Source organism: Arthrobacter sp. zg-Y179, assembly GCF_020907345.1.
In the GTDB taxonomy this organism is placed as follows: domain Bacteria; phylum Actinomycetota; class Actinomycetes; order Actinomycetales; family Micrococcaceae; genus Arthrobacter_B; species Arthrobacter_B jinronghuae.
In genome coordinates, this window is sequence record NZ_JAJJOB010000014.1 from 73137 (window position 1) to 99642 (window position 26506).

The 26506-nt window shown below is 66.1% G+C and carries 25 protein-coding genes; 3 read left to right on the forward strand and 22 right to left on the reverse strand.

Annotated elements, in window-relative coordinates:
- Window positions 1-67: 67 nt before the first annotated feature.
- The 8 genes from LOC56_RS15480 to truB form a co-directional block, all read right to left on the reverse strand.
- Complete coding sequence (locus LOC56_RS15480) at window positions 68-1468, reverse strand: M16 family metallopeptidase (RefSeq protein ID WP_442860116.1); 1401 nt, start codon at window positions 1466-1468, stop codon at window positions 68-70.
- The gene (locus LOC56_RS15485) at window positions 1469-3694 is read right to left on the reverse strand and encodes a polyribonucleotide nucleotidyltransferase (protein ID WP_227924486.1); all 2226 of its coding nucleotides are present in this window, start codon (window positions 3692-3694) and stop codon (window positions 1469-1471) included. It lies immediately after the preceding gene.
- Window positions 3695-4049: 355 nt separating this feature from the next.
- Window positions 4050-4319 carry a 30S ribosomal protein S15 gene (gene rpsO / locus LOC56_RS15490; protein ID WP_229953160.1) on the reverse strand — a complete coding sequence of 90 codons (270 nt, stop codon included), beginning with the start codon at window positions 4317-4319 and terminating at the stop codon, window positions 4050-4052.
- Window positions 4320-4451: 132 nt separating this feature from the next.
- Window positions 4452-5435, reverse strand: a complete 984-nt coding sequence (locus LOC56_RS15495; RefSeq protein WP_229953161.1) for a bifunctional riboflavin kinase/FAD synthetase — start codon at window positions 5433-5435, stop codon at window positions 4452-4454.
- Between the two features lie 106 nt (window positions 5436-5541).
- Window positions 5542-6213: a DUF4345 domain-containing protein gene (locus tag LOC56_RS15500; RefSeq protein ID WP_229953162.1), complete on the reverse strand. Its 672-nt coding sequence runs from the start codon at window positions 6211-6213 to the stop codon at window positions 5542-5544.
- Between the two features lie 84 nt (window positions 6214-6297).
- Window positions 6298-6747 (reverse strand): hypothetical protein, encoded by a 450-nt coding sequence (locus LOC56_RS15505; protein ID WP_229953163.1) that lies wholly within the window; start codon window positions 6745-6747, stop codon window positions 6298-6300.
- Window positions 6744-7112, reverse strand: coding sequence for a hypothetical protein (locus tag LOC56_RS15510; RefSeq protein ID WP_229953164.1), 369 nt, complete (start codon window positions 7110-7112; stop codon window positions 6744-6746). Before LOC56_RS15510 ends, LOC56_RS15505 begins: the two co-directional genes overlap by 4 nt.
- Window positions 7113-8021 (reverse strand): tRNA pseudouridine(55) synthase TruB, encoded by a 909-nt coding sequence (gene truB, locus LOC56_RS15515; RefSeq protein WP_229953165.1) that lies wholly within the window; start codon window positions 8019-8021, stop codon window positions 7113-7115.
- Window positions 8022-8097: 76 nt separating this feature from the next.
- Between truB and LOC56_RS15520 the strand changes: the two genes are divergently transcribed.
- Window positions 8098-9255, forward strand: a complete 1158-nt coding sequence (locus tag LOC56_RS15520) for a pyridoxal phosphate-dependent aminotransferase (protein ID WP_229953166.1) — start codon at window positions 8098-8100, stop codon at window positions 9253-9255.
- A gap of 94 nt (window positions 9256-9349) precedes the next feature.
- Here the strand turns inward: LOC56_RS15520 and rbfA are convergent, their stop codons facing one another.
- The 5 genes from rbfA to rimP all read right to left on the reverse strand — a co-directional run bounded on the left by rbfA (window position 9350) and on the right by rimP (window position 14977).
- Window positions 9350-9823 carry a 30S ribosome-binding factor RbfA gene (rbfA, locus tag LOC56_RS15525; RefSeq protein ID WP_229953167.1) on the reverse strand — a complete coding sequence of 158 codons (474 nt, stop codon included), beginning with the start codon at window positions 9821-9823 and terminating at the stop codon, window positions 9350-9352.
- Window positions 9824-9895: 72 nt separating this feature from the next.
- Entirely contained in the window at window positions 9896-12802 is a 2907-nt protein-coding gene (gene infB / locus LOC56_RS15530; protein WP_229953168.1) for a translation initiation factor IF-2, read from the reverse strand.
- A 132-nt stretch (window positions 12803-12934) separates the two neighbouring features.
- The gene (locus LOC56_RS15535) at window positions 12935-13330 is read right to left on the reverse strand and encodes a YlxR family protein (RefSeq protein WP_229953169.1); all 396 of its coding nucleotides are present in this window, start codon (window positions 13328-13330) and stop codon (window positions 12935-12937) included.
- A gap of 48 nt (window positions 13331-13378) precedes the next feature.
- Complete coding sequence (gene nusA / locus LOC56_RS15540) at window positions 13379-14350, reverse strand: transcription termination factor NusA (protein ID WP_229953170.1); 972 nt, start codon at window positions 14348-14350, stop codon at window positions 13379-13381.
- Window positions 14351-14977, reverse strand: a complete 627-nt coding sequence (gene rimP / locus LOC56_RS15545; protein ID WP_370646495.1) for a ribosome maturation factor RimP — start codon at window positions 14975-14977, stop codon at window positions 14351-14353.
- Between the two features lie 86 nt (window positions 14978-15063).
- On the opposite strand from rimP, the gene LOC56_RS16345 reads away from it, so the two are divergent.
- Both LOC56_RS16345 and LOC56_RS15555 read left to right on the forward strand, forming a co-directional pair.
- Entirely contained in the window at window positions 15064-16287 is a 1224-nt protein-coding gene (locus LOC56_RS16345; RefSeq protein WP_229953172.1) for a DUF4439 domain-containing protein, read from the forward strand.
- An 80-nt stretch (window positions 16288-16367) separates the two neighbouring features.
- Window positions 16368-17354 carry an aminoglycoside phosphotransferase family protein gene (locus LOC56_RS15555; protein WP_229953173.1) on the forward strand — a complete coding sequence of 329 codons (987 nt, stop codon included), beginning with the start codon at window positions 16368-16370 and terminating at the stop codon, window positions 17352-17354.
- Here LOC56_RS15555 and LOC56_RS15560 read toward each other — a convergent pair.
- The 9 genes from LOC56_RS15560 to LOC56_RS15600 all read right to left on the reverse strand — a co-directional run bounded on the left by LOC56_RS15560 (window position 17351) and on the right by LOC56_RS15600 (window position 25508).
- Entirely contained in the window at window positions 17351-18148 is a 798-nt protein-coding gene (locus LOC56_RS15560; RefSeq protein ID WP_229953174.1) for a sulfite exporter TauE/SafE family protein, read from the reverse strand. The two genes, LOC56_RS15555 and LOC56_RS15560, sit on opposite strands and share 4 nt — an antisense overlap.
- Before the next feature lie 6 nt (window positions 18149-18154).
- A complete protein-coding gene (locus LOC56_RS15565; protein ID WP_229953272.1) occupies window positions 18155-19954 on the reverse strand; it encodes a proline--tRNA ligase in 1800 nt (599 codons plus the stop codon).
- A 171-nt stretch (window positions 19955-20125) separates the two neighbouring features.
- Window positions 20126-20833 (reverse strand): hypothetical protein, encoded by a 708-nt coding sequence (locus LOC56_RS15570; RefSeq protein ID WP_229953175.1) that lies wholly within the window; start codon window positions 20831-20833, stop codon window positions 20126-20128.
- A gap of 139 nt (window positions 20834-20972) precedes the next feature.
- Window positions 20973-21815 carry a hypothetical protein gene (locus LOC56_RS15575; protein ID WP_229953176.1) on the reverse strand — a complete coding sequence of 281 codons (843 nt, stop codon included), beginning with the start codon at window positions 21813-21815 and terminating at the stop codon, window positions 20973-20975.
- A 198-nt stretch (window positions 21816-22013) separates the two neighbouring features.
- Complete coding sequence (locus LOC56_RS15580; RefSeq protein ID WP_331460963.1) at window positions 22014-22898, reverse strand: GNAT family N-acetyltransferase; 885 nt, start codon at window positions 22896-22898, stop codon at window positions 22014-22016.
- A complete protein-coding gene (ispG, locus tag LOC56_RS15585; protein WP_229953274.1) occupies window positions 22873-24039 on the reverse strand; it encodes a flavodoxin-dependent (E)-4-hydroxy-3-methylbut-2-enyl-diphosphate synthase in 1167 nt (388 codons plus the stop codon). Before ispG ends, LOC56_RS15580 begins: the two co-directional genes overlap by 26 nt.
- A gap of 140 nt (window positions 24040-24179) precedes the next feature.
- Window positions 24180-24470 carry a YciI family protein gene (locus tag LOC56_RS15590; RefSeq protein ID WP_229953177.1) on the reverse strand — a complete coding sequence of 97 codons (291 nt, stop codon included), beginning with the start codon at window positions 24468-24470 and terminating at the stop codon, window positions 24180-24182.
- 58 nt (window positions 24471-24528) lie between these two features.
- Complete coding sequence (locus tag LOC56_RS15595) at window positions 24529-24882, reverse strand: hypothetical protein (RefSeq protein WP_229953178.1); 354 nt, start codon at window positions 24880-24882, stop codon at window positions 24529-24531.
- Window positions 24879-25508: a helix-turn-helix domain-containing protein gene (locus LOC56_RS15600; RefSeq protein ID WP_229953179.1), complete on the reverse strand. Its 630-nt coding sequence runs from the start codon at window positions 25506-25508 to the stop codon at window positions 24879-24881. Before LOC56_RS15600 ends, LOC56_RS15595 begins: the two co-directional genes overlap by 4 nt.
- Window positions 25509-26506: the final 998 nt, after the last annotated feature.

Genomic DNA, 26506 nt, shown 5'->3' on the forward strand with positions numbered 1-26506 from the left:
CCGGCGGTTAAACAGCAAAGGCACACCCGGGACGCGGACCGCGCCGGGTGTGCCTTTCGTAAAGGGGCTAGAAGCCCAGTTCCGCTGCTGATTCGAACGGACCCACCACGGTGATGGTGCGGGGGGCTGCGGCCAGTTCTACAGCCAGCTCCTGGACCTGTTCCGCCGTGACTGAATGGATCCGGCGCAGGGACTCATCGATGTCGATGAACTCGCCGCTGACCAGCTCCGCCCGGCCCAGGCGGGACATCCGCGAGCCGGAGTCCTCCAGGCCCAGCACCATGCCGCCGGAGATCTGACCCAGGGCCTTGGCCAGTTCGGCAGGCTCGACGCCGCCCGCGGCCAGCCGCTCGAGTTCGCTGCCGAGCAGGTCGATGACCTGGCGGGTCTTGGCAGGCGAGCAGCCTGCATACATGCCGAAGTAGCCGGCGTCGGCGTACGACGCCGAGAAGGAGTAGGTGGAGTACACCAGTCCGCGCTTCTCGCGGATCTCCTGGAACAGGCGGGAGGACATGCCGCCGCCGAGGATCGTGTTCAGCACGCTCATGGCAAAGCGGCGGTCATCCGTCGCGGTCAGCGAGGGGCAGCCCATCACGATGTTGGCCTGCTCCACCGGACGGTTGATGACGTGGACTCCGGCGGTGCCGGAGATCGACGCCGGCGCGGTGTCCCGGCGCGGCGCGGGCGTTGCCGCCGGGTCCAGTTCCCAGCCTGCGGTCTGCAGCGCCTGCAGCACGAGCGCGCAGACCTGCTCGTGGTCCAGTCCCCCGGCAGCGGTGACTACCAGTTCCTCCGGACGGTAGTACCGCCGGTAGTGGTCAAGGACCGCAACGCGGGACACGCTGCGGATGGCGTCGGGAGTGCCGCCGATGGGACGGCCGAGGGCGTGGTCGCCGAGGACGGCTTCGGAAAACTTTTCGTGGCAGAGATCGGCCGGATCGTCATTGTCCATGGCGATCTCTTCGAGGATGACGTCGCGTTCCTGTTCCAGTTCCTCAGGATCCAGGACGGCGGACGTGACCATGTCGGTGATGACGTCTATGGCCATCGGAAGATCGGTATCCAGCACCCGTGCGTAGTAGCAGGTGCTTTCCTTGGCGGTGGCCGCATTGGACTCGCCGCCTACCTCGTCAAACGCCGAGGCGATGTCCAGCGCCGAGCGGCGGCTGGTGCCCTTGAACAGCAGATGCTCAAGGAAGTGTGTGGAGCCGTGCCGGCCCGCGGCTTCATCCCGCGAGCCGACACCAACCCAGAATCCGATGGCCGTGCTGCGCTGGCCCGGCATTTCCTCCGTCAGGACCCGGACGCCGCCGGGCAATACCGAACGGCGCACGACGGCGCCTCCCGGAGTGCCGACGACAAGGGTCGGGTCGGAGGAAAGAGTGGTCAGCGGAAGCTGGACAACCGTCCCGTGCCCCTTCGGTGAGGAAGGGGACACGGGACGGTTTCCATCGGAGTAGTCCGGCATTTACTCTGCAGACTCGGTTTCTGCTGCTTCTTCGCCTTCGGCGTCTTCAGCAACCACCGGGGAGAGCGAAAGCTTTCCGCGGTCATCGATCTTGGTGATTTCCACCTGGACCTTCTGGCCCACGGAGACGACGTCGTCGACGTTGTCCACGCGCTTGCCGCCGGCGAGCTTACGCAGCTCGGAGATGTGCAGCAGGCCGTCCTTGCCCGGGGTCAGGGAGACAAAAGCACCGAAGGTGGTGGTCTTGACTACCGTGCCGAGGTAACGCTCGCCGATCTCGGGGACCTGCGGGTTGGCGATCGCGTTGATCGCCGAGCGGGCAGCCTCGGCGGAGCCGCCGTCGGTTGCGCCGATGAGGACGGTGCCGTCATCTTCAATGGAGATGTCAGCGCCGGTGTCCTCCTGGATCTGGTTGATCATCTTGCCCTTCGGGCCGATGACCTCGCCGATCTTGTCCACGGGGATCTTGACCGAGATGATGCGCGGGGCGAACTCGGAGAGCTCGTCCGGTGCGTCGATCGCGGCCTGCATCACGTCGAGGATGTGCAGGCGGGCTTCGCGGGCCTGCTTCAGTGCTGCTGCCAGCACGGAGGCGGGGATACCGTCGAGCTTGGTGTCCAGCTGGATGGCCGTGACGAACTCGGAGGTACCGGCAACCTTGAAGTCCATGTCGCCGAAGGCATCTTCGGCGCCGAGGATATCGGTCAGGGCTGCGTAGCGGGTTTCGCCGTCAACCTGGTCGGAGACCAGGCCCATGGCGATACCTGCCACCGGAGCGCGCAGCGGAACACCGGCGTTGAGCATGGACAGCGTCGAGGCGCAGACCGAACCCATGGAGGTGGAACCGTTGGAGCTCAGGGCTTCGGAGACCTGGCGGATGGCGTACGGGAATTCTTCACGCGTGGGCAGCACCGGCATCAGGGCGCGCTCTGCAAGTGCGCCGTGGCCGATTTCGCGGCGCTTGGGCGAACCCACGCGGCCGGTCTCACCGGTGGAGTACGGCGGGAAGTTGTAGTTGTGCATGTAGCGCTTGCGCGTTACCGGCGACAGCGAGTCGATCTGCTGTTCCATCTTCAGCATGTTCAGCGTGGTGACACCCATGATCTGGGTTTCGCCGCGCTCGAAGATGGCCGAACCGTGCACGCGGGGCAGAACCTCTACCTCGGCGGTGAGCTGACGGATGTCCGTCAGGCCGCGGCCGTCGATGCGGACCTGCTCCTTGAGGATGCGCTGGCGCACAACCTGCTTGGTGACGGAACGGAAAGCAGCGGAGACTTCGCCTTCGCGGCCTTCGAACTTCTCAGCCAGTGCGGCCTTGACTTCGTTCTTCAGCTCGTCGGCGGCAGCGTCGCGCTCCTGCTTGTCGGCGATCGAGAAGACCTTGGCCAGCTTCTCCCCGGCAGCGGCTTCAACGGCCTCGTACACGTCGTCCTGGTAATCCAGGAAGATCGGGAACTCGACGGTGGGCTTGGCGGCGCGTGCAGCCAGGTCCGACTGGGCGTCGCAAAGGACCTTGATGAACGGCTTCGCCGCTTCCAGGCCTTCTGCAACAACCTCTTCGGTCGGGGCGGTGGCGCCCTCTTCCTTGATGAGGTTCCAGGCGTTGTCGGTGGCTTCGGCTTCCACCATCATGATGGCGACGTCGTCACCGGCAATGCGGCCGGCTACCACCATGGAGAACACGGCGCGCTCCAGCTCGGAGTGCTTCGGGAAGGCAACCCACTGGCCGTCGACCAGGGCAACGCGGACGCCGCCGATCGGGCCGGAGAACGGGAGGCCGCTCAGCTGGGTGGACATGGAGGAAGCGTTGATCGCAACCACGTCGTAGAGAACGTCCGGGTTGATCGCCAGGACGGTGACCACAATCTGGACCTCGTTGCGCAGGCCCTTGACGAACGCGGGGCGCAGCGGGCGGTCCATCAGGCGGCAGGCCAGGATGGCTTCGGTGGACGGACGGCCTTCGCGGCGGAAGAACGAGCCCGGGATGCGGCCGGCAGCGTACATACGCTCCTCGACGTCCACGGTCAGCGGGAAGAAGTCGAAACCTTCACGCGGGGACTTGCCGGCGGACGTGGCCGAGAGCAGGGCGGTGTCTTCGTCAATGTAGACCATCGCCGAACCGGCTGCCTGCTGGGCAAGGCGGCCGGTTTCGAACCGGATAACGCGCTTGCCGTACTTGCCGTTGTCAATAACGGCTTCTGAGAACTGAATTTCGGGACCCTCCATATGAGAGTCACCTCCGTTTCTTCTGTGGGCGGAGGCACCCAGCACCGTATCGAACTTCTTTCCGCGCGGCACGGGCCGCACGTTCAACACCCGGTCTTCGATCGAGGTCCTCGGGCAGATTCTCCCGGAGACCACTACCGAGGACCGCGAATGCTGCGATGCTGGCTGACTCCTGTGATGTGTGCTTCTTTACTGCTTTACTTCTGTGGTTCTTTTACTGCATAACTACCTTCGCCGGCCCCCTATGGTGGAGACCGAAATCAGACAGGTGCGCTTCCGGCTTTCCCGGTGTCCATGCCTGCCTGCGCAAAAGGCGGCTCCCCGTGCAGTGCACAGGTGCCGCCTTTCACAAAGACTATCGACGCAGGCCGAGGCGCTCAATGAGCGTACGGTAGCGGGCGATGTCGGTCTCGCGCAGGTAGGTCAGCATGCGACGACGACGACCAACCAGGGCCATCAGGCCGCGGCGGGTGTGGTGGTCATGCTTGTGGGTCTTCAGGTGCTCGGTCAGGTCGAGGATGCGCCGTGAAAGCACAGCAACCTGAACCTCGGGGGAACCGGTGTCCCCTTCAGCGCGAGCGAATTCCCGAATGATCTCCTGCTTGACGGCGGGATCGAGTGCCAATGTAACTCCTAGAGTTGTGCCGTGAGGCCCGAGTCAGCACTTCGCTGCCGGGAATCTTTCTGTCCTGGGGCGTCAGCCCCGGAACATAAAGAAATTCAGCCGCCACGGACCGCAGCCGAATTTGAAACCAGTTTACCTGCCCGTGCCGCTTTCTGTCGAAAGGACCTCACGGGTGCGTTCGACGTCGAGGCGCATCTGGGCCACCAGCGCCTCGGGGCCGGTGTACGCCACCATGCCCCGGAGCCGGTCCACGAATTCCACCACCACGTGCTGGCCGTACAGGTTGAAGTCCTCGATCTCTTCGGCCGGCCGGTCGATGACATGTGCTTCCACCTGGCGGCTCACGCCCTCGAAGGTGGGGTTGGAGCCCACAGACACGGCGGCGGGCCAACGGGCGCCGGCCTCGTCCACCAGCCAGCCGGCGTAGATGCCGTCGGCGGGGATGAGGCCTGAAGACTCCGGGGCGAGGTTGGCGGTGGGGAAACCCAGTTCGCGGCCGCGTGCCGCCCCGTGCACCACTTCGCCGCGCATCCGGTGGGTCCGTCCGAGCAGGCGGGCAGCGGTGCGGACATCACCTTCCCGCAGTGCCTCGCGGATCCAGGTGGAGGAACAGCGCCGGCCGGAGTCCGGGCCGTCCGGGAGTGCGCCGAAATCCTCCACCGCTTCCACGGCGAACCCGAGCTCGCGGCCGAGTTCACGCATGGTGTCCAGGTCTCCGGCGTTGCCCCGTCCGAAGCGGACGTCGTGGCCGATGACGACTGTCTTGACGTGGAGTGCCTCAACCAGGACCGTGCGGACAAATTCCTCTGCGGTCAGGGAAGCCAGCTCCAGCGTGTAATGCATCATCAGCAGGCCGTCCAGCCCGGTGTCGGCCAGCGCCTGCACCCGGTCCACGAGGCCCATGATCAGTTCCGGCGCGCTCTGGGGCCGGTGAACCTGCGCAGGGTGGGGATCAAAGGAGATGGCGACGGCGGCTGCATCCTGGGCGCGCGCCACCTTGACCAGGCGGTTGAGCACATGCTGGTGGCCCAGATGCACGCCGTCGAAGTTGCCGATGGTGATTACTGTCGGACCAATGTCGGCAGGTATTTCCGCCAGGTCATTCCAGTAGTACACGCAGGCTCCTTAGCAGCATTTTCCAGCGCCGGTCGAACGGCTGGTCCAGGTTTCCGGGCGGCTATCGCCGCGCCGGGACCTATCCATTATGTCCGATCTGCGCCGCTTACCGGGAACCGCCCGCAATCCCGGTATCTCCCCCGGCCTGCTGGCTGTACTCGCGGCGCAGGTCGGATGTCTTGGCGATGAAACGGTGCCAGACCAGCAGCGCCGGCGGGAAGGCCAGCTCAACGATCATCAACACAATGAACGTGAAGTGCGGGGTTCCGGAGAAGGCCCAGGAAAGCACACGGCCGATGCCGCCCAGGAACACCATCAGGCAGACGAGCCAGAGCATGTTCGCCCACTGGAACTTCACGGCAATGGCCACGAATGCCGCACCTACGCCCACCATCATGGCGGCGAAGAACCGGTACTGGCTTTCCAGGGTGGGATTGACCTCTCCCCCGGCTGCCTCCGGCAGGCCTGCCGTGCCGGTAATGAGGTTGTAGAGGCCGAAGCCGGCCACCAGGATGCCCACACCGATGACGACGGCGCGGAAGACGCCCCAGTCGTCACTGCTCTTGAAGGGCTTGGCCGCCTTCGGCTGCTTTGCTGCCCTGCCGGGCTTGCCGGCGGATTGCTTGCCGGACTGCGTCCGGCGGGTCGAGGAATTCGTCGTGCCCGGCGCCGAGGTCCCCGGCGTCGATGTCCCCGGCGCCTTCGGTGCCTGGCTTCCCGGCCCGTCCGTGCCCGAAGGGCTGTTCCTGTCGCCCGGTGTCGGCGCTGCGTTGCTCATGGCTCCCCCTTTGACGGAGTTGGAACTGAAGTTGTTCCTGCCATCGTCTCACGCACCCGCGCGAAACAGGTAAGCATGCTTATTTCAGCGGCGCGCGTCTGCGCGGTGCCGGTAAAGCCACCACAACCCGACGATCGGCAGGATCAACGGCACGTACCCGTACCCGCTGCCGAAGCCGGACCAGACCGTGTCGTCGGGCAGCGCGGCGGGGTCGATCAGCCCGAAGATTCCGACAGCGAGCACACCGGCCATTTCCACTCCCACGGCCGCCACGGAGATCCGGTAAGCGGTGGCGCCGGAGCGGGCCAGGCCGACGGTGGCCACGATGTAGACCACGGCGGCGAAGGCGGACAGCAGGTAGGCCACCGGCGCATGCTCGAACTTAGTGAGGATCTGGAACGCAGCGCGGGCCGACGCCGCCAAGGCGAAAATCGCGTAAACGGCTACCAGCAGCCGGCCGGGCCCTGCATTGCGGGCCTCGGGAGCGGACCGGTCCGCCGATTCGGCGTCGTCGGGGTTAGTACTGCGGTTCATAGAAGTGTTGCTCCGTCCCAGATCTGTTCCATCCGGAACAGCATGACAAATACGGTGATTCCCACGGCGGAAAGCACGATGTTGCTCCAGCGGCTCCGGTCCAGAAGCGACCACCAGACCGCCCCGACCGGAATGACCAGCGCGGTCAGCAGATACCCCCAGAACTCCCAGGCTTCTCCGGCGATGCCCTCCCCTCCGGCGAGGCGGATCAGGGAAGCGGCACCGTAGACCAGCAGGAAGAGTTCGACGGCGGCCGCAGACACGATGGTGAGGTCGTTCGGTCCCTGCTTCAGGACGGCGGCACCGATGCACAGCACCACGGACACCAGGCAGACGAGGGAACCGACAAGGAACAGCGGATCCATTTACGCCTTCTCGTTTCCGGGTGTGAAGACCAGCAGCGCCTTTGCCTGCTCGCCCTTGTCCTCGAGCAGTCCCACCACCCGGCCGTCCGGATCGATGGCCGCGACCGGTCCCGGCTGTCCGTTGCCGGTGGCGCCGATCCGGCGGCCGTGCGAGAGGTCCTCGGCTTCGGCCGCGGACAGGCTGCGGACCGGGAAAAGGTCGGCGGCGGCGTCGTCGAGGTCCAGGACCCGCAGGTCCTCGGCCAGTTCCTCGAGGGTGGAGGCCTGCTCCAGGCTGAACGGTCCCACGCAGGTGCGGCGCAGGGCGGTCAGGTGCCCGCCGACGCCGAGTGCGGCACCGAGGTCGCGGGCCAGGGCGCGGATGTAGGTGCCGGAGGAGCAGTCGACGGTGACGTCGACGTCGCGCAGCCGCCCGCCGTTCTCGCGCCGGATGTCGTGGACCTCGAACCGGGAGACGGTAACCGGCCGCGCGGGCAGGTTCACTTCCCCGCCGGCGCGGACCTTCGCGTAGGAACGTTCGCCGTTGACCTTGATCGCGCTGACGCTGCTGGGGACCTGCTGGATGTCGCCGGTCAGGTTCGCCACCGCAGCCCGGATTTCCTCGTCCGTCACGGCGGCGGCAATGGTTTCCGTCGTGACTTCACCCTCGGCGTCGTCCGTGACGGTCGCCTGGCCGAGCCGGATGGTGGCCTCGTAGGTCTTGGTGGTGCCGACAATGTAGGTCAGCAGGCGGGTGGCTTTGTTGATGCCCACCACCAGCACGCCGGTGGCCATCGGATCCAGGGTGCCTGCGTGCCCGACCTTCCGGGTGCCTGCCAGCCTCCGCAGGCGTCCGACCACGTCGTGGCTCGTCCATCCCTGCGGCTTGTCCACAATAATCAGTCCTGAACGGACCTGCCCTGAATTCACGCCTTTCAGTATATGTTGCGGTGCGCGCCGTCCGTTCCGCACCGCAGCCGCCCCCTGGCGGCGATAGCATTCGGATATGGCACAGCTCTCACCCCACGTCCGGAAAGTCCCGGCCAACCAGATCCGTGAAATCACCCAGGCCGCCTGGGCCACGCCGGACGCGATTGTCCTGAGTATCGGCGAGCCCGGCTTCCCCACCCCCGGGCATATCCTCGACGCCGCCCGGGCCACGCTTGACCGGGACGAAACCGGTTACACCCCGAATGCGGGCATCGCTCCCCTGCGCTCCGCCTTCGCCCGGCATGCGGGTGCCGCCTGCGGGAAGGAGATCACCCCGGAGCGGGTTTTCGTCACGGCGGGGGCGCAGCAGGGCCTGCATCTGGCCATGAGCCTGCTCCTGGACGCCGGAGACGAAGTCCTGGTGCCGAACCCCGGGTATCCGACGTTCGCGATGACCGCCGAACTCCTGCACGCGGTGCCGGTGGAGTACCCGCTGTATCCGGAGTACGGGTTCCAGCCGAGGATCGAAGACATCGAAGCCCTGCTGACGCCGCGCACCCGGGTGCTGCTGCTGAACTCCCCGTCCAATCCCCTGGGCGCCGTGTTCAGCGGCGAACTGACCCGTTCCCTGGTGGAGCTGGCACGGCGGCACGACCTATGGATCCTTTCGGACGAGTGCTACGAGGCCTTCACATTCGATGTGCCGCATGTGAGCCCCCTGGCGTTCGACGGCGACGCCGGGGAACGTGTGATCACTTCCCTCACCTTGTCCAAGACCTACGGCCTGACCGGGCTGCGCATCGGCGCGCTGGTGCTGCCGGAGGGGCTGGAACCGGTCCTGAGCACGGTCATGGAGTCCATCGTGTCCTGTGTGGCCTCCCCGTCGCAGTATGCGGCCCTGGCCGCACTCACCGGACCACAGGACTACGTGGACACGGCGTCCGCGCATTACCGGGCCAACCGGGATGCTGCCTGCTCCGTCCTTGCCGAAAAGGGCATCCCCTATCTCGAGGCGCAGGGGGCCTTCTACCTCTGGGCGGACGTCTCCCACGCGACGGGAGGAAACGTCCGGGCCTGGACCATCCGCTTCCTTTCCGAGCACGGCGTCGCCGTGGCCCCGGGCACTGCGTTCGGATCCATCGGCGAGGGCTGGATCCGGATTGCGCTGTGCGGGGACCGCGCGGAGCTGCTGGAAGGCGTAAGCCGGCTGCCGGCGCCTCCCGGGCCTGCCTGAGGTCCTTGGCACCGCGCGAGGGCCTCGGGCCGGAGGGCAGCAAAAAGGGAGCGGCTCCGTCAAACGGAACCGCTCCCTTTTCAGGGTCTAGGACCTACTTCGCGTCCGAGTCGACCGGCGCATCGGATTCGAGGTCTTCGTCGAAGTCCTCTTCGTCCTTGCGGTACGGATCGGCGTCGCCTGCGTAGCTGGCGCCTTCCTTGAGCGCTGCCAGTTCGGCGTCGCGCTTCTTGGCTTCCCGGATCAGTTCCTCGAGGTGGCCGGCGTTGACCGGGATCTCGTCGGCAACGAATTCGAGCGTCGGCGTCAGCCGGACTGTGATGTTCTTGCCCACCTCGGCGCGCAGGATTCCGCGTGCGGATTCCAGGGCTGCCTTGGTGTCTGCCTGCTGTTCCTCGTCGCCGAAGACCGTGTAGTACAAAGTGGCGTGCTGCAGATCATTGGTGACCCGTGCATCGGTGATGGTCACGAATCCCAGCCGGGGATCCTTGATCCGCCGCTCGAGCGCCTGGGCAACTACTACCTTGATACGGTCAGCGAGTTTCGCAGCGCGTGCTGGATCTGCCATTACCTCTCCTTACTAAGACTGGAAACAAGTACCCGCAGGCCGCCGGGAGACCCGGCGGCCTGCGGCCGCGGATTAGACGCGCGGCTTCTCGCGCATCTCGAAGGTCTCGATGATGTCGCCTTCGCGCAGGTCGTTGAACGAGCCCAGGCCGATACCACATTCGAAGTCCGTCCGGACCTCGGTGGCGTCGTCCTTGAACCGCTTGAGCGAGTCCACGGTGAGGTTTTCACCGATGAGCTTGCCGTCGCGGGTGACCCGTGCCTTGGCGTTGCGTCGGATAACACCGGAGCGGACGATCGAGCCGGCAATGTTTCCGAACTTGGAGGAACGGAAGACTTCGCGGACCTCGGCGGTGCCGAGCTGGACTTCCTCGTACTCGGGCTTGAGCATGCCCTTGAGTGCGAGCTCAATGTCATCGATTGCTGCGTAGATGACGGAGTAGAAGCGCATGTCCACGCCTTCACGCTCTGCCAGGTCGGCAACGCGCTCGGCCGGCTTGACGTTGAAGCCGATGATGACGGCGTTGTCCACCGTCGCCAGGTTGACGTCGTTCTGCGTGATGGCACCGACGCCGCGGTGGATGACGCGCAGCTGCACGCCTTCGCCGACGTCGATCTTGAGCAGCGAGTCTTCCAGGGCTTCGACTGCACCGGAAACGTCACCCTTGAGGATGAGGTTAAGGGTGTCGACCTTGCCGTCAGCAACTGCCTGGTCGAAGTCCTCGAGGCTGATGCGCTTGCGGCGCTTCGCCAGGGCGGCGTTACGGTCCGCAGCCTCACGCTTTTCAGCGATCTGGCGGGCGGTGCGCTCGTCGTCGGTAACGAAGAACGTGTCGCCGGCGCGGGGAACGTTGGACAGGCCGAGCACCTGGACCGGACGCGAGGGTCCGGCTTCGGTGACGTTGTCGCCGTTCTCGTCGAACATGGCACGGACACGGCCGTGGGCCGTACCCGCCACGATGGTGTCGCCGACCTTCAGCGTTCCGGACTGGACCAGGACAGTTGCTACTGCACCGCGGCCCTTGTCCAGGTTGGCTTCGATCGCGATACCGCGGGCGTCCTTGTTCGGGTTGGCGCGCATGTCCAGGGCAGCATCTGCGGTAAGCAGAACGGCCTCGAGCAGGGCGTCGATGTTGAGGTTCTGGCGGGCAGAGACCTCCACGAACATGGTGTCGCCACCGTATTCTTCGGGAACCAGTCCGTATTCGGTCAGCTGGCCGCGGACCTTCTCCGGGTTGGCGCCTTCCTTGTCGATCTTGTTCACTGCGACCACGATCGGCACGTTGGCTGCCTGTGCGTGGTTGAGTGCTTCCACCGTCTGCGGCATAACGCCGTCGTCGGCTGCGACAACCAGGACTGCAATGTCGGTGACCTTCGCACCACGGGCACGCATGGCGGTGAACGCCTCGTGGCCCGGAGTATCGATGAAGGTGACGGCCCGCTCGATGCCCTCGTGATCGAAGGCGATCTGGTAGGCACCGATGTGCTGGGTGATACCGCCGTGTTCGCCTTCCACAACGTTCGAGTTGCGGATGGCGTCCAGCAGGCGGGTCTTACCGTGGTCAACGTGACCCATGACGGTGACTACCGGAGGACGTGCCTCAAGCTCGTCGTCGCCTTCGGCTTCCAGCTCTGCCTCGAAGTCGATGTCGAACGTGCTCAGCAGTTCGCGCTCTTCGTCTTCGGGCGAGACAACCTGGATCTTGTAGCCCAGTTCAGCGCCCAGGATGTCGAAGGTGCCTTCATCCAGGGACTGCGTGGCCGTTGCCATTTCACCGAGGTGGAACAGTACGGTCACCAGTGCTGCCGGGTTTGCCTCGATCTTGTCAGCGAAGTCCGTGATGGACGCGCCGCGGCGCAGCCGGACAACAGTGTTGCCGTCGCCGCGGGGTACCGAAACGCCACCCAGCGACGGAGCTGACATCTGCTCCAGTTCCTGCCGCTTCGCGCGCTTCGACTTGCGCTGCTTGCCGCGTCCTGCGCCGCCCTTGCCGAAAGCACCGGCAGTGCCGCCGCGTCCGCGGCCGCCCTTACCGAAGCCGCCGCCAACAGGTGCGCCGCCGCCGCCGGTACCCGGGGCTCCGCCCGGTCCGCGGCGCGGTCCTGCTGCACCCGGACGTCCCGGAGCTGCCGGACGCTCGGTGCGGTTGGGCATCATGCCCGGTGTGGGGCGTGCGCCGCCGGCGCCCGCTCCTGCCGGACGGGGAGTACCCGGACGCGGTGCGCCGGGACGGGGAGCACCGGGACGCGGTGCACCCGGACGCGGTGCGCCGGGACGGGGTCCACCTGCACCGGCTGCGGGACGGGGGCCTGCGGCACCCGGCGTACCGGAGCGTTCGGCCTCATCGCGGCGTCCACCCGGACGCGGCATGCCCTGCGAGGTAGCGAAGGGGTTGTTACCCGGACGCGGTGCGCCGGCACCACGTTCGCCGTCGCCGCGGCCACGCGGACGCGGCATGCCCTGGGAGGGTGCAAACGGGTTGTTACCGGGGCGGGGTCCACCAGCGCCCGGACGCGGTGCGCCGGGACGAGGTGCCGAAGAGGCCGGTGCCTTGGCGGCGTCGTCCTTGCCGGCTTCGGGTGCAGCAGGTTCCGCGGCCGGAGCCGGTGCTGCGGGTGCCTCAGCTGCGGGTGCAGCCGGTGCTGCGGGTGCCGGAGCAGCCTCAGCGGGAGCGGCCGGTGCCGGAGCGGCGGGCTGCTCGGCTGCGGGAGCTGCCGGGGCAGGCTTCGCGGAGCCGGGCTTCGGGGACGGGGCCGAAGGCTTGGACGCGGAAGCGTCAGCCTTGGCGGGGGCTGCCGGGGAAGCAGCAGCCTTGTTTTCAGACGCCGGGAAGGCGCCTCGAAGTTTCTTGACTACCGGGGCCTCAATAGTTGATGAGGCGGAACGGACGAATTCGCCCAGTTCCTGCAGTTTTGCAACTGCATCCTTCGAGGTAATGCCGAGCTCTTTAGCAAGCTCGTGTACGCGGACCTTGGCCACATTTCTCCTGTCTCGGTCCGCACCGAGCCAGGTACGAACCGTCTATTTACTGCGGGCTTCCACTGCAGTTGCAGCGGGGCCCATCACAGAGCACAACAAAGTACTCATCGCTGGGTACTCATCGGGTTTCCATCAGATTTCTGACCCGCTTTCAGGTTGGACGGTTTTGAGTCCGTTCCCGGTCGGAACGTCCTCAAGGGCCTTGAACCAACGTTCCACGTCCGATATTCCCACGGAACCCCTGAAGGCCCGCGGAAATCCTGAACGTTTCACTGCCAATCTCAGGCATGCCGTGTCGGGGTGCAACCAGGCACCCCTTCCAGGCATTCGGCGGTCCTCATCGACACGGACGGCGTTGCCGCCTTCCATGCTGACACGAACCAACCGCAGCAGAACAGCTTGGTCATCCTTTTTCCTGCACCCTATGCACGTCCGCAAGGGAACGTGCCTGGATACCCGATTTCCCGCGGCAGCGCCGGAAGCGGCTGCCGATGAATGGGACGCGGAGGGTGACCCGGCCTTATACATTCTAGCGCCTTTCTTGTCCGGCGCTGCATTCGCTTCCGGCACCGGAGCCTAGGAGGCCTTCGCGTCGGAAACGATATCGATCCGCCAGCCGGTCAGCTTGGCCGCAAGGCGGGCATTCTGGCCTTCCTTGCCGATCGCCAGGGAGAGCTGGTAGTCGGGAACCACCACGCGTGCGGACCTCAGGTCCTCGTCCGTGATGGTCACGGAGTTCACGCGCGACGGCGAGAGGGAGTTGGCGATGAACGTCGCCGGGTCCTCGCTGAAGTCGACAATGTCGATCTTCTCGTCATGCAGTTCGTTCATGACCGCACGTACGCGGGAGCCCATCTCGCCGATGCAGGCACCCTTGGCATTGATGCCGGGAACATTGGCCTTGACGGCAATCTTGGAACGGTGTCCGGCTTCCCGCGCCAGTGCCACGATTTCGACGCTGCCGTCGGCAATTTCCGGAACTTCCAGTTCGAAAAGCTTGCGGACCAGGCCGGGGTGGGAGCGGGAGAGCGTGATGGACGGGCCCTTGAAACCGCGGCGCACGTCCACAACGAAAGCGCGCAGGCGGGAACCGTGGAGGTACTTCTCCCCCGGGACCTGCTCGGGCGGGGGCAGCAGCGCCTCCACCGAACCCAGGTTCACCTGGATCATGTGCGGGTTGTTGCCCTGCTGGATCTGGCCGGAGACCAGTTCGCCTTCACGGCCCTTGAACTCGCCCAGGATGTTGTCATCCTCGACGTCGCGCAGCCGCTGCAGGATGATCTGCCGGGCCGTGCTGGCGGCGATCCGGCCGAAGCCGGCGGGAGTGTCGTCGAACTCCCCCACCGCCGTTCCGTCGTCGTCGAGCTCAGCAGCCCAGATCGTGACGTGACCGGTCTTCCGGTCCAGTTCCGCCCGCGCCTGCTCCTGGGCGCCGTTGGTCTTGTGGTAGGCAACCAGCAGAGCCTGCTCAATGGTCGGCACCAGCAGATCCAGGGGGATCTCCCGCTCGCGTTCCAGCAGCCTCAGCGCACTCATATCTATTTCCATCTAGGCCTCCTCAGCTGTGGTTTCATCATCCGGGGCGTCCTCGCCTGCCGGGTCGTCTTCAAGGTGGGCGAATTCAACTTCAACGCGCCCCTTGCGGATGTCGGCGAATGCCAGGCGGACCGGGTCCCCCTGTTTGGCCTTCATCCCTTTCTTGACCGGGAGTTCCGGTATCAACGTAATGCCGTCGTCTTCGACGGAGATAAGCCGTCCCATCACGTCGTCCCCGCGCTCAACGGAAACGGACACCATCCGTCCTACGTTGCGGCGCCAGTGGCGCGGCTCGGTGAGGGGACGGGAAACCCCCGGGGATGAAACCTCGAGGTTGTAGGGGCGTCCGTCATCGCCCGGATCATTGTCCATGGCTTCGGAAATCACTTGGGCTGCGGACGAAATCCGGTCAAGGCTGACGCCTCCGGGCTGGTCCTCGGGAAGGTCCACGATCACGTGGACGGTGCGGTGGGCACCGGCCAGTTTGATCTCGATGTCCTCGAGGAACAGATCCTGCATCTCTACCGTGGGGGCCAGGTAATTCTTGAGCCGCTGCGTCTCCGCGGCTACTTCTGCACGCATCGCATTCCTGCGGTAATCCGACGACGTGTCTTTTTTGGGGTTGGGCCGAACCGCCATAGCTGCCTCCCACTAGATGTTGTTGTAGTCCTAGACTACCGACATTCCTGTGCCCTTGAGGCATCGATGCAGATGAGAGCGCGTTCGTGACATCATCGACTGTTGTGGATGCACCCTTGGAAAACCCCGGACCCGAGCCCGCGACTGCCCGCCGGTTCACCCGCTGGGGGGCCGGTGTGGGGCGTCTTGTGTTGTTCCTCGCACTGGGAGCCGTGGTCCTCAGCTTCGGCCTGGTGGCCGGTACCGGGGACGCAACGGAGCGCACCCGTTCCTTTTCACAGATTGCCCTGACCGAGGCACGGAACAGCGCGCGGAGCCTATCCGCGGAGGCGGGCGTGCTGGCCGCGGCGGGAAAGAACCCCGAAGCAGCCGAGCTCCTCGCGCAGGCCGAGGGACTGCGCGATCAGGCTGCGCTGCTGACCAGCACCGGGCGCGACCCCTCCGCGGCCCGGGACAGCTTCGAGGAACCGCTGGATGTATCCGGCACAGAGGACGGGGCACGCTCCCCCGGAGCCCCCGGAGCTCCCGATGTGCCGGACGCCAAGGACCTCGAGCCCTACGTACAGGCACTGGCGGCATCTGCACAGGCCAACCTGCAGTCCGCATGGCGGGCGGACGCCGGCACGGCGCGCCTGCTGGCCGCGGCCGGGGCCGCGCAGCAGGTCTGGGCCGCTCGTACCGCCGGCCTTTACGGACTGGACTTGCCGGAGACCAACGGTCCGCACGCCGGAGATCCGGCTGCCGAAAGCGAAGCGGCCGACGAGCCGGCAGCGGATAAGAGGTTGTCCAACTGTCCGGATGCCGGCACCGGAGAAAAGACCGCCGACACGGCAGCAGGAACTCCCTCCGGCAGCGCAGCCGCCGGTTCCGCGGCCCCCAATGCAGCCGCTGCCTTGAAGGCGGCCATTGACGCGGAATTCGGGACCGCCTACGCCTATGAGGTCGCCTTGGCGCAGGATCCCTCCGCAGCCACCCGCAGTGAGCAGTGGCAGGCGCGCATGGCCGCACACGAGTCCCGGGGCACGGACGCTGTGGCCTACCTGCCCGATCTATGCCTGCCGGCGGTTCCTCCGGTGGCCGCCTACCGCCTGGATGCAGGTTTCCTGCGGAATCCCGCCGACGCCCTGCCCGCACTGGAACAGCAGTTCCCGGCGGTCTACGCTGACCTCGTGGCGTTGAGCGAAGGAGACCTCCGCGGCTGGGCGATCGGCCGGCTCGCCGCCGTTTCAGAGGAACTGTATCTGCAGGCGGAAACCGTCCCCGCAACTCCCGGTCTGGACGCTGTCCCGGAGGATCTGCCGTGGAACTGACTGCCCGGCCCGCAGTCCCCCGTTCGGCAGCCGCCGCCCCCCCCGCCGCAACCGTAGCCGCAACCTGCTAGGAGAACTGCATGGCACCCGCCGTCGTCGTACCTGACGCCCTGCGCCGGCGCTACCTTGGCACCCGGGACGGCCGTACCTGGCTGGCGGGCCTGCCCGAACTGGTGGAGACCAGCCTTGCTGCTTTCCGGTTCACTCCGGATCCGCCCGGTGCCGCACCCTGGCACGGGCACGGAGCACTGGTGCTGCCCGTGCGTTCCGCCAACGGCAGCCCCGCTGTGCTGAAGTTCCCGTTTCCGCATCCGGAGGCAGCCACCGAGCCTGCTGCCCTGGCCCTGTGGGACGGGAAAGGGGCCGTACGGCTGCTGGACCGGGACGCGACCGGAACCTGCCTGGTCCTGGAACGCCTGGACCCCGACCGCACGCTGCTATCCGTGGACATGGACGCTGCCGTACGAATCTGGGGAACACTCGTGCGCCGGCTCAGCCTGCCGGAATCCGATTCACCCCACTGGGCGGCCGTCCCTTCCCTGGCCGAGCACGCCGAACAGCTCTCGGACGAGCTGCCCGCCGAGTGGGACGCCCTGGGGCGTCCGTTTGAACGCTGGCTGCTGGAGGCCGCGCTGGAGGTCTGCCAGACCCGCGGCGCGGTGGGAAGGCGCTCCGGACGGGACGTCCTGGTCCACACTGACCTGCACTATGCCAACATTTTGGCCCGCCCCGGACAACCCGGCGACTACGCGGCCATCGACCCGCAGGCGGTCTTCGGCGAGGCCGAGTACGCCGTGGCTCCGATGCTGTGGAACCGCCTGCATGACCTGGATGCCTCGGCGCCGGAAGCCGCACTGCTGGCCCGGCTGGACGGGCTGTGCACCGCCGCCGGCCTGGACCGGAACGCGGCCCTCGACTGGAGCGTCCTGCGTGAGGTGACCAACGCGCTGGATTACGTGCGCGAAGGGCAGCACGGCGACGCGCAGCGGTCCGTCTGGGTGGCATCGGCGCTGACCGGCCGGCGGCATCCGGGCATTCCGCCGGTACAGGAGCTGCCGGCGGCCTAGCCGCGGATGTTCTCCACCCAGACGTCGTGGCCGAGCTTGACGATCAGGGCGGCGACGACCACCAGGAAAACTATCCGGATGAATTTGCTGCCCTGCTTTACCGCCATCCGCGCGCCGAGATAGCCGCCGATCATATTCGCGAAGCCGAGCACCAGCCCCAGCCCCCAGAGCAGCGATCCGTTTGGCAGGAAAAACGCCAGGGCGCCGAGGTTGGTTGCCATGTTCACGATCTTGGCCTTGGCGCTGGCTGCGAGGAAGTTGTAGCCGAGCAGCGTGACCATGGCAATGATCAGGAATGAGCCGGTCCCCGGGCCGATCAGCCCGTCGTAGAAGCCGATCACCAGGCCGATACCGGCCGCGGTTCCGTAGTGCCGGCGACCGGTGTGGCGCAGTTTCGTCAGCTCGCCCACGGTGGGCTTGGTTGCGGTGAACACCGCCACCGCGACGAGGGCCACCACGATGATGGGCTTGAAGACCGACGACGGAAGCGAGGCTGCCAGGATGGCCCCGCCGAAGCTCCCGGCCAAGGCGATGCCGGCCATCGGCAGCGCCGTGCGCAGGTCCGGATGGGCGCGCCGATAATAGGTCACGGCACTGGTGGTAGTGCCGAAAATGGAGCCCATCTTGTTGGTCGCCAGGGCCTGGACCGGGCTGATCCCCGGTACGAGGAGGAGCGCGGGAAGCTGGATCAGCCCGCCGCCGCCCACCACTGCATCCACCCAGCCAGCGGCCAGGCCTGCCACCACCACAAGCGCGATGGTGGCAAGCGTGACTTCCTCGAGACCGGAGACCACGAAGGGCTACTGCGCTGCGGCGCGGCGCACGTACTCCACCGCTTCAGCAACAGGCACGTTCTCGGCGTTGCCCGTGGCACGGTCCTTGATTTCCACTACGCCGTCCGCCAGCCCGCGGCCAACCACCAGGATGGTCGGGACGCCGATCAGTTCGGCGTCGCCGAACTTCACGCCCGGGGACACCTTGGGGCGGTCGTCATAGATGACTTCCAGTCCCGCAGCCTCGAGCTCTTCGGAGAGCTGTGCGGCGGCGTCGAAAATTTCGGAGCCGCGGCCCGTGGCGACCACATGCACGTCGGCGGGCGCCACCGAGCGGGGCCAGATGATCCCCTTGTCGTCGTGGTGTGATTCGGCGAGGGCGGCCACCGCACGGGTTACGCCGACGCCGTAGGAACCCATGGTCACGGTAGCGAGCTTGCCGTTGCGGTCCAGGACCTTCAGGCCCAGGGCGTCGGCGTACTTGCGGCCGAGCTGGAAGATGTGGCCCATTTCGATGCCGCGGGCCGCTTCGAGCGGGCCCGAGCCGTCCGGAGCCTCGTCGCCTTCGCGCACCTCAACGGCCTCAATGGTGCCGTCCCAGGTGAAATCGCGGCCGGCGACCAGGCCGATGACGTGCTTGCCGGCCTCGTTGGCGCCGGTGATCCAGCTGGTGCCGGTGACCACGCGGGGATCCACGAGGTAAAGCAGGCCGGTGGCGGATTCTGTGCCCAGGATCGGCTCGGCCGTGCTGAGGCCCGGACCGATGTAGCCCTTGACCAGGCCGGGGTGCTTCTTAAGGTCTTCGTCCGTGGCGGCGTCGACGGCCAGCTCGCCGCCCATTCCCACGTGGGAGCTGATGTTGGCTTCAATGCGCTTGAGGTCGACGGCGCGGTCGCCAGGAACACCGACAACCACAATGCGGCGTTCCCCGGTGGGCAGGGTGACGGCCAGGACCACGTTCTTCAGGGTGTCCGCAGCAGTCCATTCGCCTGTTTCCCTCGGGAAGCGGGCGTTGACGTCGTTCACGAGGGTTTCAATGGTGGGGGTGTCGGGAGTGTCCACCACGCGGGCTTCCGGCGCGCCGGTGTAGTCGATGTCCGCGGGCACCACGGTAGTGACCGCTTCGACGTTGGCAGCGTAGCCGCCGGCCGAGCGCACATAGGTGTCTTCACCCACGGCCATCGGGTGCAGGAACTCCTCGCTCTTGGACCCGCCCATGGCGCCGGAGACAGCCGAGACGACGACGATTTCCAAGCCGAGGCGCTCGAAGATCCGCAGGTAGGCCTCGCGGTGTGCCTGGTAGCTGGCGTCCAGGCCCTCGTCGTCCATGTCGAAGGAGTAGGAGTCCTTCATGATGAACTCGCGGCCGCGGAGCAGGCCGGCGCGCGGCCGTGCCTCGTCGCGGTACTTGGTCTGGATCTGGAACAGGGACACCGGGAGGTCCTTGTAGGAGTTGTAGAGGTCCTTGACCAGGAGGGTGAACATTTCCTCATGGGTCGGTGCCAGCAGGTAGTCCGCGCCCTTGCGGTCCTGCAGCCGGAACAGGTTGTCGCCGTATTCCGTCCAGCGGTTGGAGGTCTCGTACGGCTCGCGCGGCAGCAGCGCCGGGAAGTGCACTTCCTGGGCGCCGATGGCGGCCATTTCCTCACGGATGATGTTCTCGACCTTGCCCAGCACCCGCAGGCCCAGCGGCAGCCAGGAGTAGATGCCCGGCGCTGCCCGGCGGATGTAGCCGGCACGGACCAGAAGCCGGTGGCTGGCGACGTCGGCGTCGGCCGGGTCTTCGCGCAGGGTGCGCAGGAAAAGGGTGGAAAGTCGAAGGACCACGCTGGGAATCCGTTTCTGCAGCCATACGGCTGCATCTCTCAAGAATGTATGCCCTACTAATCTAACGCGCCCGGCTCTCGTTGCCGGACAGGCGTACGACGACGGCGGGGCCGGACCTGCAGTGCAGGTGCGGCCCCGCCGGAATCGGGTGAGGCGCCGGTGAGGCGCCGGTTACTTCTTTTCCAGCTCCGCGTACACCGCGTTGATGGCTTCCTCCGCGTCAGCGATGGCGGTGGCCTCGTCGGCCGGGTCGAACAGGGTGGCGCTGATTTGGACTGTGCCCGAGATCCCGATGACATGGATAGCCATTCCCTCGGAGCCGCTGCGGTCGATCGTCGTCCGGTATGCCTGGGTGGTAGGCGCCTCGGTTGAGGCCTCAATCTTCTCCAAAGCAGCGGCGAGCTGCGCTTCCCCGTTGGCCATCTGGATTTCCGCACAGTCGGCGGGTGCCGTTTCGCTGCCATCGACCTGCTTTTCAAGGACCGATGCGTCTGCATAGCTGACCAGCGTCAGCACATCCGAGTCGTTGACGCCGCCAAAGGCGAGGTTGCCTTCCTGGATTTTCCTGTCGAACGTGGACGAAAGCAGCGCGGCGCACTGTTCGGGCTTGATGGTGATGTCCGTGTAGGACGCTTCCTCGAACTGAGGCCGCAGCATCTCATCGTTTTCGACGTTGCCTGTCAGGACGCCGTCCTCCGTGACGGCCACCAAGGCGTCTTCCAGCTCATCCGCCGAATACTGGTCCTGGCCGACTGCCAGCGTGGGGGTGGGCGAGGACTCAGCCGACGCGGATCCCGAATCGCCGTCGGAGCTGCCGCAGCCCGAAAGTACAAAGACGCCGGCCACGAGCAGGGCGCCGGCCTTAATGGTTTTCTTCAATTTTCCCCCAATTTGATGTTTCTCCGGCCGCAATCCGGCAGCACATCTTTGTTTTGCTGCCGACATTGGTGCCAAGACTTCCGGATAGGAAGTTCACTGAGAATCCTAACCACGTGATCCGGCTCACCCTAAATCGGGGCTAGCCCTCCACACGGTCCAATACCTCTTCGAGGATCGGAGCAACGTAGCGGATGCTTTCCTGGGGGTCGGCCTCGTGGAGGGTGATCTGGACCGAGTTCGTGCCGGCCCAGGCGGTCAGTACCACCGAGGTCTGCGTGACGCCGTCGATACTCTGGCGGGTGACGTATGCCTGCGACGCGTCGCCGACGGTAGGCATGTCAAGCGATTCACCAGCCAGGGAAACTGTCCGCCCGTTGGCGGTCAGGCTGTACTCGGGGCAGGACGCGAGCTGCCGCTTACTCATCTTGGATTCTTCCGCAACGGCCTCTTCACTGGACCAGCTAATGACGGAGATGGTGTCCGGCATGCCCGGGGCGTTGCCCTCGATAGCCAAGGCACCCATACTGGCCTCGCGGAGAGCCTTCGTCGGATCGGTGCCTTCGGTCGGGTTGCAGGGGCTGTACTCGACACTCTTCATGGCCTCCACGCTCTGGGCCGTGTTCTGCTTCAGCTGTGCCTCTTCCAGCACCGTGCCGCCGATGTCCAGATCGGTGTTCACCTCGCTCAGGACGGCCGCCAGCTCCGCACCGCTGAGTGCACCACCACCGGTTCCGCCGGCCCGTTTGGACGCAGGGGACGTGGCTGACGGGGACGGCTCCGCCGACTTGGCGGGTTTGGCGGGCCTCGACGGCGACGGTTTCCCGGTTTCGGTGGCGGCCGCTCCGCCGTCCCGGGCAGCAGGCTCATCGCCTCCTCCGCAGCCAGTCAGGACCAAGGCCAGTGCCAGACCGGCGCCTGCGGCTCCTGCCCACCGGGATCCGGCATTCCGGACTGCGATTGTCTTTGCGGTGAAAGCTACCATTTTGCTGATCCCCCAACGTCGTCGTCGGCGGACAGGGTTCCTGCCCGCGCCTTCGCAACGGGACGGGTGGCAGGCATACTGCCAGGCGTATTGCACCTGCTCCCCCGTGCCTGAGTGCGTGCCCAGAGCCTACGGCATCCGGGACACCGCACCGACCAAGCCGGGCGGGGGCAGGGCCGGGGCAGGGGCGGGGGCAGGTTAGAACAGGATGGTGGCGAAGGTACCCACCTGGTCGAAGCCGACGGCCTCATAGGTGGCCCGCGCGGGGGCGTTATAGGAGTTCACGTACAGGCTGACAACCGGGGCAACGTCCAGCGCGGCGTCAACGACGGCGGACATGTAGGACCGGCTCAGCCCCTGTCCACGGTATTCCGGATTCATCCAGACGCCCTGCACCTGTACGGCCTGCTTGGAGACCGTACCGAGCTCGGCCTTGAACACGACCCGCCCGGCGGCGTCGAAGTCCACCAGCGACTGACGGCGTTCAATCAGCCCCTTGACCCGCTGCCGGTAGTGCCGGTCTCCGTTGGCCACCGGGGAGTACCCCACTTCCTCCTCGAACATGGCCGTGCAGGCGGGCAGCAGCACATCGAGCTCGTCAAGGCGTGCAGGACGCAGCCCCGGCGCCGCAACGACGCCGGAGGGCTCGGCAATCTGCAGCAGGGGCTGCTCCGGACGGACGTCGAACGGCTTGGGGGAAACGTTCCGGAGCTCGGACCAGAGGGAGAGCACCGCCTCGGAGGGACCGAAAATGGACGAAAACCGGTTCCGCGACTTGGCCAGATACTGTCCGACCTCCGGGCCGGTATCGGCGTCCAGGGCAACGGGCACCACGTTCACACCGGACCAGCACGCACCGATCAGCGTGCCGCCGTCGAACACTCCCACAATCCGTCCGCCTGCAGAGGTGGGTGCTGCCGTCCGGGCCGTCTCCAGATGGGAAAGCATAAAAATGTTGGCCACCGGGTCAGCGGCGGCCAGATCCCACAGTGCAACGGTGTCGTCGTCGCGCAGGATCCGCAGCGCCGCGCTCGAGGAGGCGCTGCGGATATCGGACTTAGCTGACGGTAACCATGGGGCCACCCGTCCCAGCATCCTCGCCATCGGGTTCTCCCATATCTTCTGCGATCCTCATCGCTTCTTCGATGAGGGTCTCCACAATCTGGTCTTCGGGGACGGTCTTGATGACTTCACCCTTGACAAAGATCTGGCCCTTGCCGTTACCGGAGGCTACACCCAGGTCCGCTTCGCGCGCTTCACCGGGTCCGTTTACTACGCAACCCATGACGGCAACGCGCAGCGGGATGGTCATGCCTTCGAGGCCTGCCGTGACCTGCTCGGCCAGCGTGTAGACGTCCACCTGGGCGCGGCCGCAGGACGGGCAGGAAACAATTTCAAGCTTGCGGGGCCGCAGGTTCAGCGACTGCAGGATCTGGTTTCCAACCTTGATCTCCTCTACCGGAGGAGCGGAGAGGGACACGCGGATGGTGTCGCCGATGCCCTTGGACAGCAACGCGCCGAAAGCGGTGGCGGACTTGATGGTGCCCTGGAAGGCCGGACCGGCTTCGGTCACGCCCAGGTGCAGCGGCCAGTCGCCGCGTTCGGCCAGCAGCTCGTACGCGCGCACCATGACCACCGGGTCATTGTGCTTCACGGAGATCTTGAAGTCGTGGAAGTCGTGTTCCTCGAAGAGGGATGCTTCCCAGACGGCGGATTCAACCAGCGCCTCCGGGGTTGCCTTGCCGTACTTGGCCAGCAGCCGCGGGTCCAGGGAACCGGCGTTGACACCGATGCGGATGGAGACGCCGGCGGCCTTCGCCTCATTGGCGATCTGCTTGACCTGGTCGTCAAACTTTCGGATGTTTCCCGGGTTCACGCGCACCGCTGCGCAGCCGGCGTCGATCGCGGCAAAGACATACTTCGGCTGGAAGTGGATGTCGGCAATCACGGGGATCTGGGACTTCTTCGCGATGATCGGCAGTGCCGCAGCATCGTCGGCGCTGGGGCAGGCGACACGCACAATGTCACAGCCGGAGGCCGTCAGTTCGGCGATCTGCTGCAGGGTTGCGTTGATGTCCGTGGTGGGGGTGGTGGTCATGGACTGAACGCTGATCGGCGAGTCCGAGCCAACTCCAACGGAGCCCACTTTGATCTGGCGGGTCTTGCGGCGGGGCGCAAGCGTGGGCGGCGGTGCAGCTGGCATTCCAAGGTTGACCGAGGTCAAAACGTCCTCCATGTGCCGAAACGGCAGGTATTAGGCTGTGAAGCGCGCGCTAATGAAACGCGCCCTTCCTATTATCACCCCGCCCCGGACAGAGACTGCTGGGGGCGGGCGAATATCACTGTGGGCTTAGAACGTCCGGGCTACGCGAGGTCGGAGAACGCGCCGAGTGCGGGTTTCCAGGCAGTGGTCTTCATGCCGGAAATGGCGCCGACGACGGCGAACGGATCCTGCTTCAGCAGGGTAAGCAGGCCGGCTTCATCCTCTGCAACAACCAAAAGCAGCGCTCCGGCGCCGTCCACGAACGCGCCCGCAGACAGGACATGTCCCTCATCCACAAGCTGCTGCAGCCACTGGCGGTGTGCGGGACGGTGCTGGTCGCGGAGCTGGGCCGAATCGGCGTCGTAGACATACTCAACTGCAAAAATACTCATATCCCCAAGCCTACGGGATGCCCGGACTGCTGCAGAAAGGCGGTACCGCAGCGACCGGTTACAGCAGGAGCAACCGGACGGGAACGGCTACTGCCACGGCCCACAGCATGGAGGCCAGGGTGCCGATGATGAAGCGCTCCGCCGCCGCCGGGGTCTCCTTGAGCTCGGCGTACCGTCCGAGCCCCTTCACTGCCACGACGTAGGCGATCGCCACCGGCTCGTCGGCGAGGACCGCTGCGGCCACCGCGAGGCGTTCCAGCATGCCGATGGCCAGACCGCCGCGGAGGACGGCGGTCGGTGGCGGAGGCGGCGGGCTCTGGACCGCGCTGGCCAGGCGCAGCACGCCGGCGGTCACGGGCCAGCCGAGCAGCGCGGCGGCCAGGAGACCGGTCACTACCCACACAATCGTCATTTATCCGTCCTTCGTTGAGCTGATCCCGTTCCGCCTGCGAGGTCATCGGCACGCTCCAGCAATACCGCCGCTGCAGGCCGTGCAGCCCACTCCTCCTGCCAGCCGCCCCGCCGGACTGCCTTGCTCACTGCCTGGGAACTGATGCCGAGCTTACGGGCTGCAGCAGTCTGCGAACCCCATTTTGCGGGGTCCACGTGTTGCAGGATCCGCCATTCGGCGTCCGTGCGTTCGGCGATCAGGCGGCCGAGCAGGACCAGGACTGCCTCTGCTTCGGGGGCGCCCGCCGATCCCTCCACCGCAACGGATGGCCGGTCGCCGCTTTTCTTGGCCCGGTCCACCGCCCGCCGGGCAGCGACAAAAGCCGGCCCCCCTGCTTCGCGGGGACTGAGCGGCAGGGGTTCATGGACGCGGCCGACGCCGACACCCACGTACCAGTCCCCGTCCCGCAGGACCCGGAGAACGGCATCGGTAGCGGTCTGTGCCGACTCGCAGACGCCTTGGACTTCGTCGCCGACCGACCGCTCGAAGGGCAGCAGCATCGGCAGGTCCGCGAGGGCAGCCAAGAGCTGCGGCACCTTGTCTCGGCTGCCCTGGCTGTTGCGCTGGTCTATTGTGAGGACGAACATCTTGCAACCGTAAGCGTGTGCAAGTCAGATTGCAACCATATTTGGGCTCATTTTCCTTTGCAACTGTGCCACCGGAGCGGTTGAAACCCCTGACGCGGACACAGCGTCCCACCCGGTGGTGCAGGTGTGGCGGATGTGACCCCGGGAGCGCTCATCCGTCCCAGACCGTGGGATCCTCTGCGGTTTCCCCATTTGAAAGCACCCGGCGCGGACACAGCATCCCACCCGATGGTGCAGGTGCGGCGGATGTGACCTCGGGAGCGTTCATCCGTCCCAGACCGTGGGATCCTCTGCGGCGCTCGGGGCTGGAAGCCCGAAGGCCTACGCCGGCACGTCCTGCCCGGGCCAGGCAGGACAGGAGCCGTTCCGGTTTGCGGCAGGACACCAGCACGGCGTGGAGGATTTGTCCGATGGTCATAGAGCGACATAGGCCGTCCGCCTCAGCATCCTGAGAGCCTTGTGCGTCGCATGATCCACGCCGGGTTCCCCCGTATCGGCCGGCTGCACTGATTCTGCTGCCGGTTTGGGATACTGCTGCCGGTTTGGGAAATCCCTGCCGCTGCGCAGTGGCAGGGATTTCCCAAACCGGCAGGCTTTTCCCAAAACGGAGGGAATCCGCCCGGGGTCTGCAGCCTGAAACCTTCCGCCGTGCCATGGACGGGTGGGTCAGCCACCTGCAGTTCCGGAAAAACCCTGCGGTTTGTCGCATTCCCTGCGCCGCGCGACGCAGGGATCCGGACAAACTGCAGGGATCTGGACAAACCCGAGGAAATTGCCGGCAACATCCCTGCCCTGCGCCGGAACGGACAACGGCCGCGCAGACACCCGGGTAGACGGGTCTCCAGGACAACGGCCGCGCAGACACCCTGGTTAGAAGGGCCGCAGGGGACGCACGCAGCCCCGGTAGCCGGGCTAGCCGAGGTGAATGACCGTGCAGGGGCCCGGATAAGGCGGCTTTAATATCCCGGCGAGCTCTGCGAGCAAGGGATTTCGTTGCC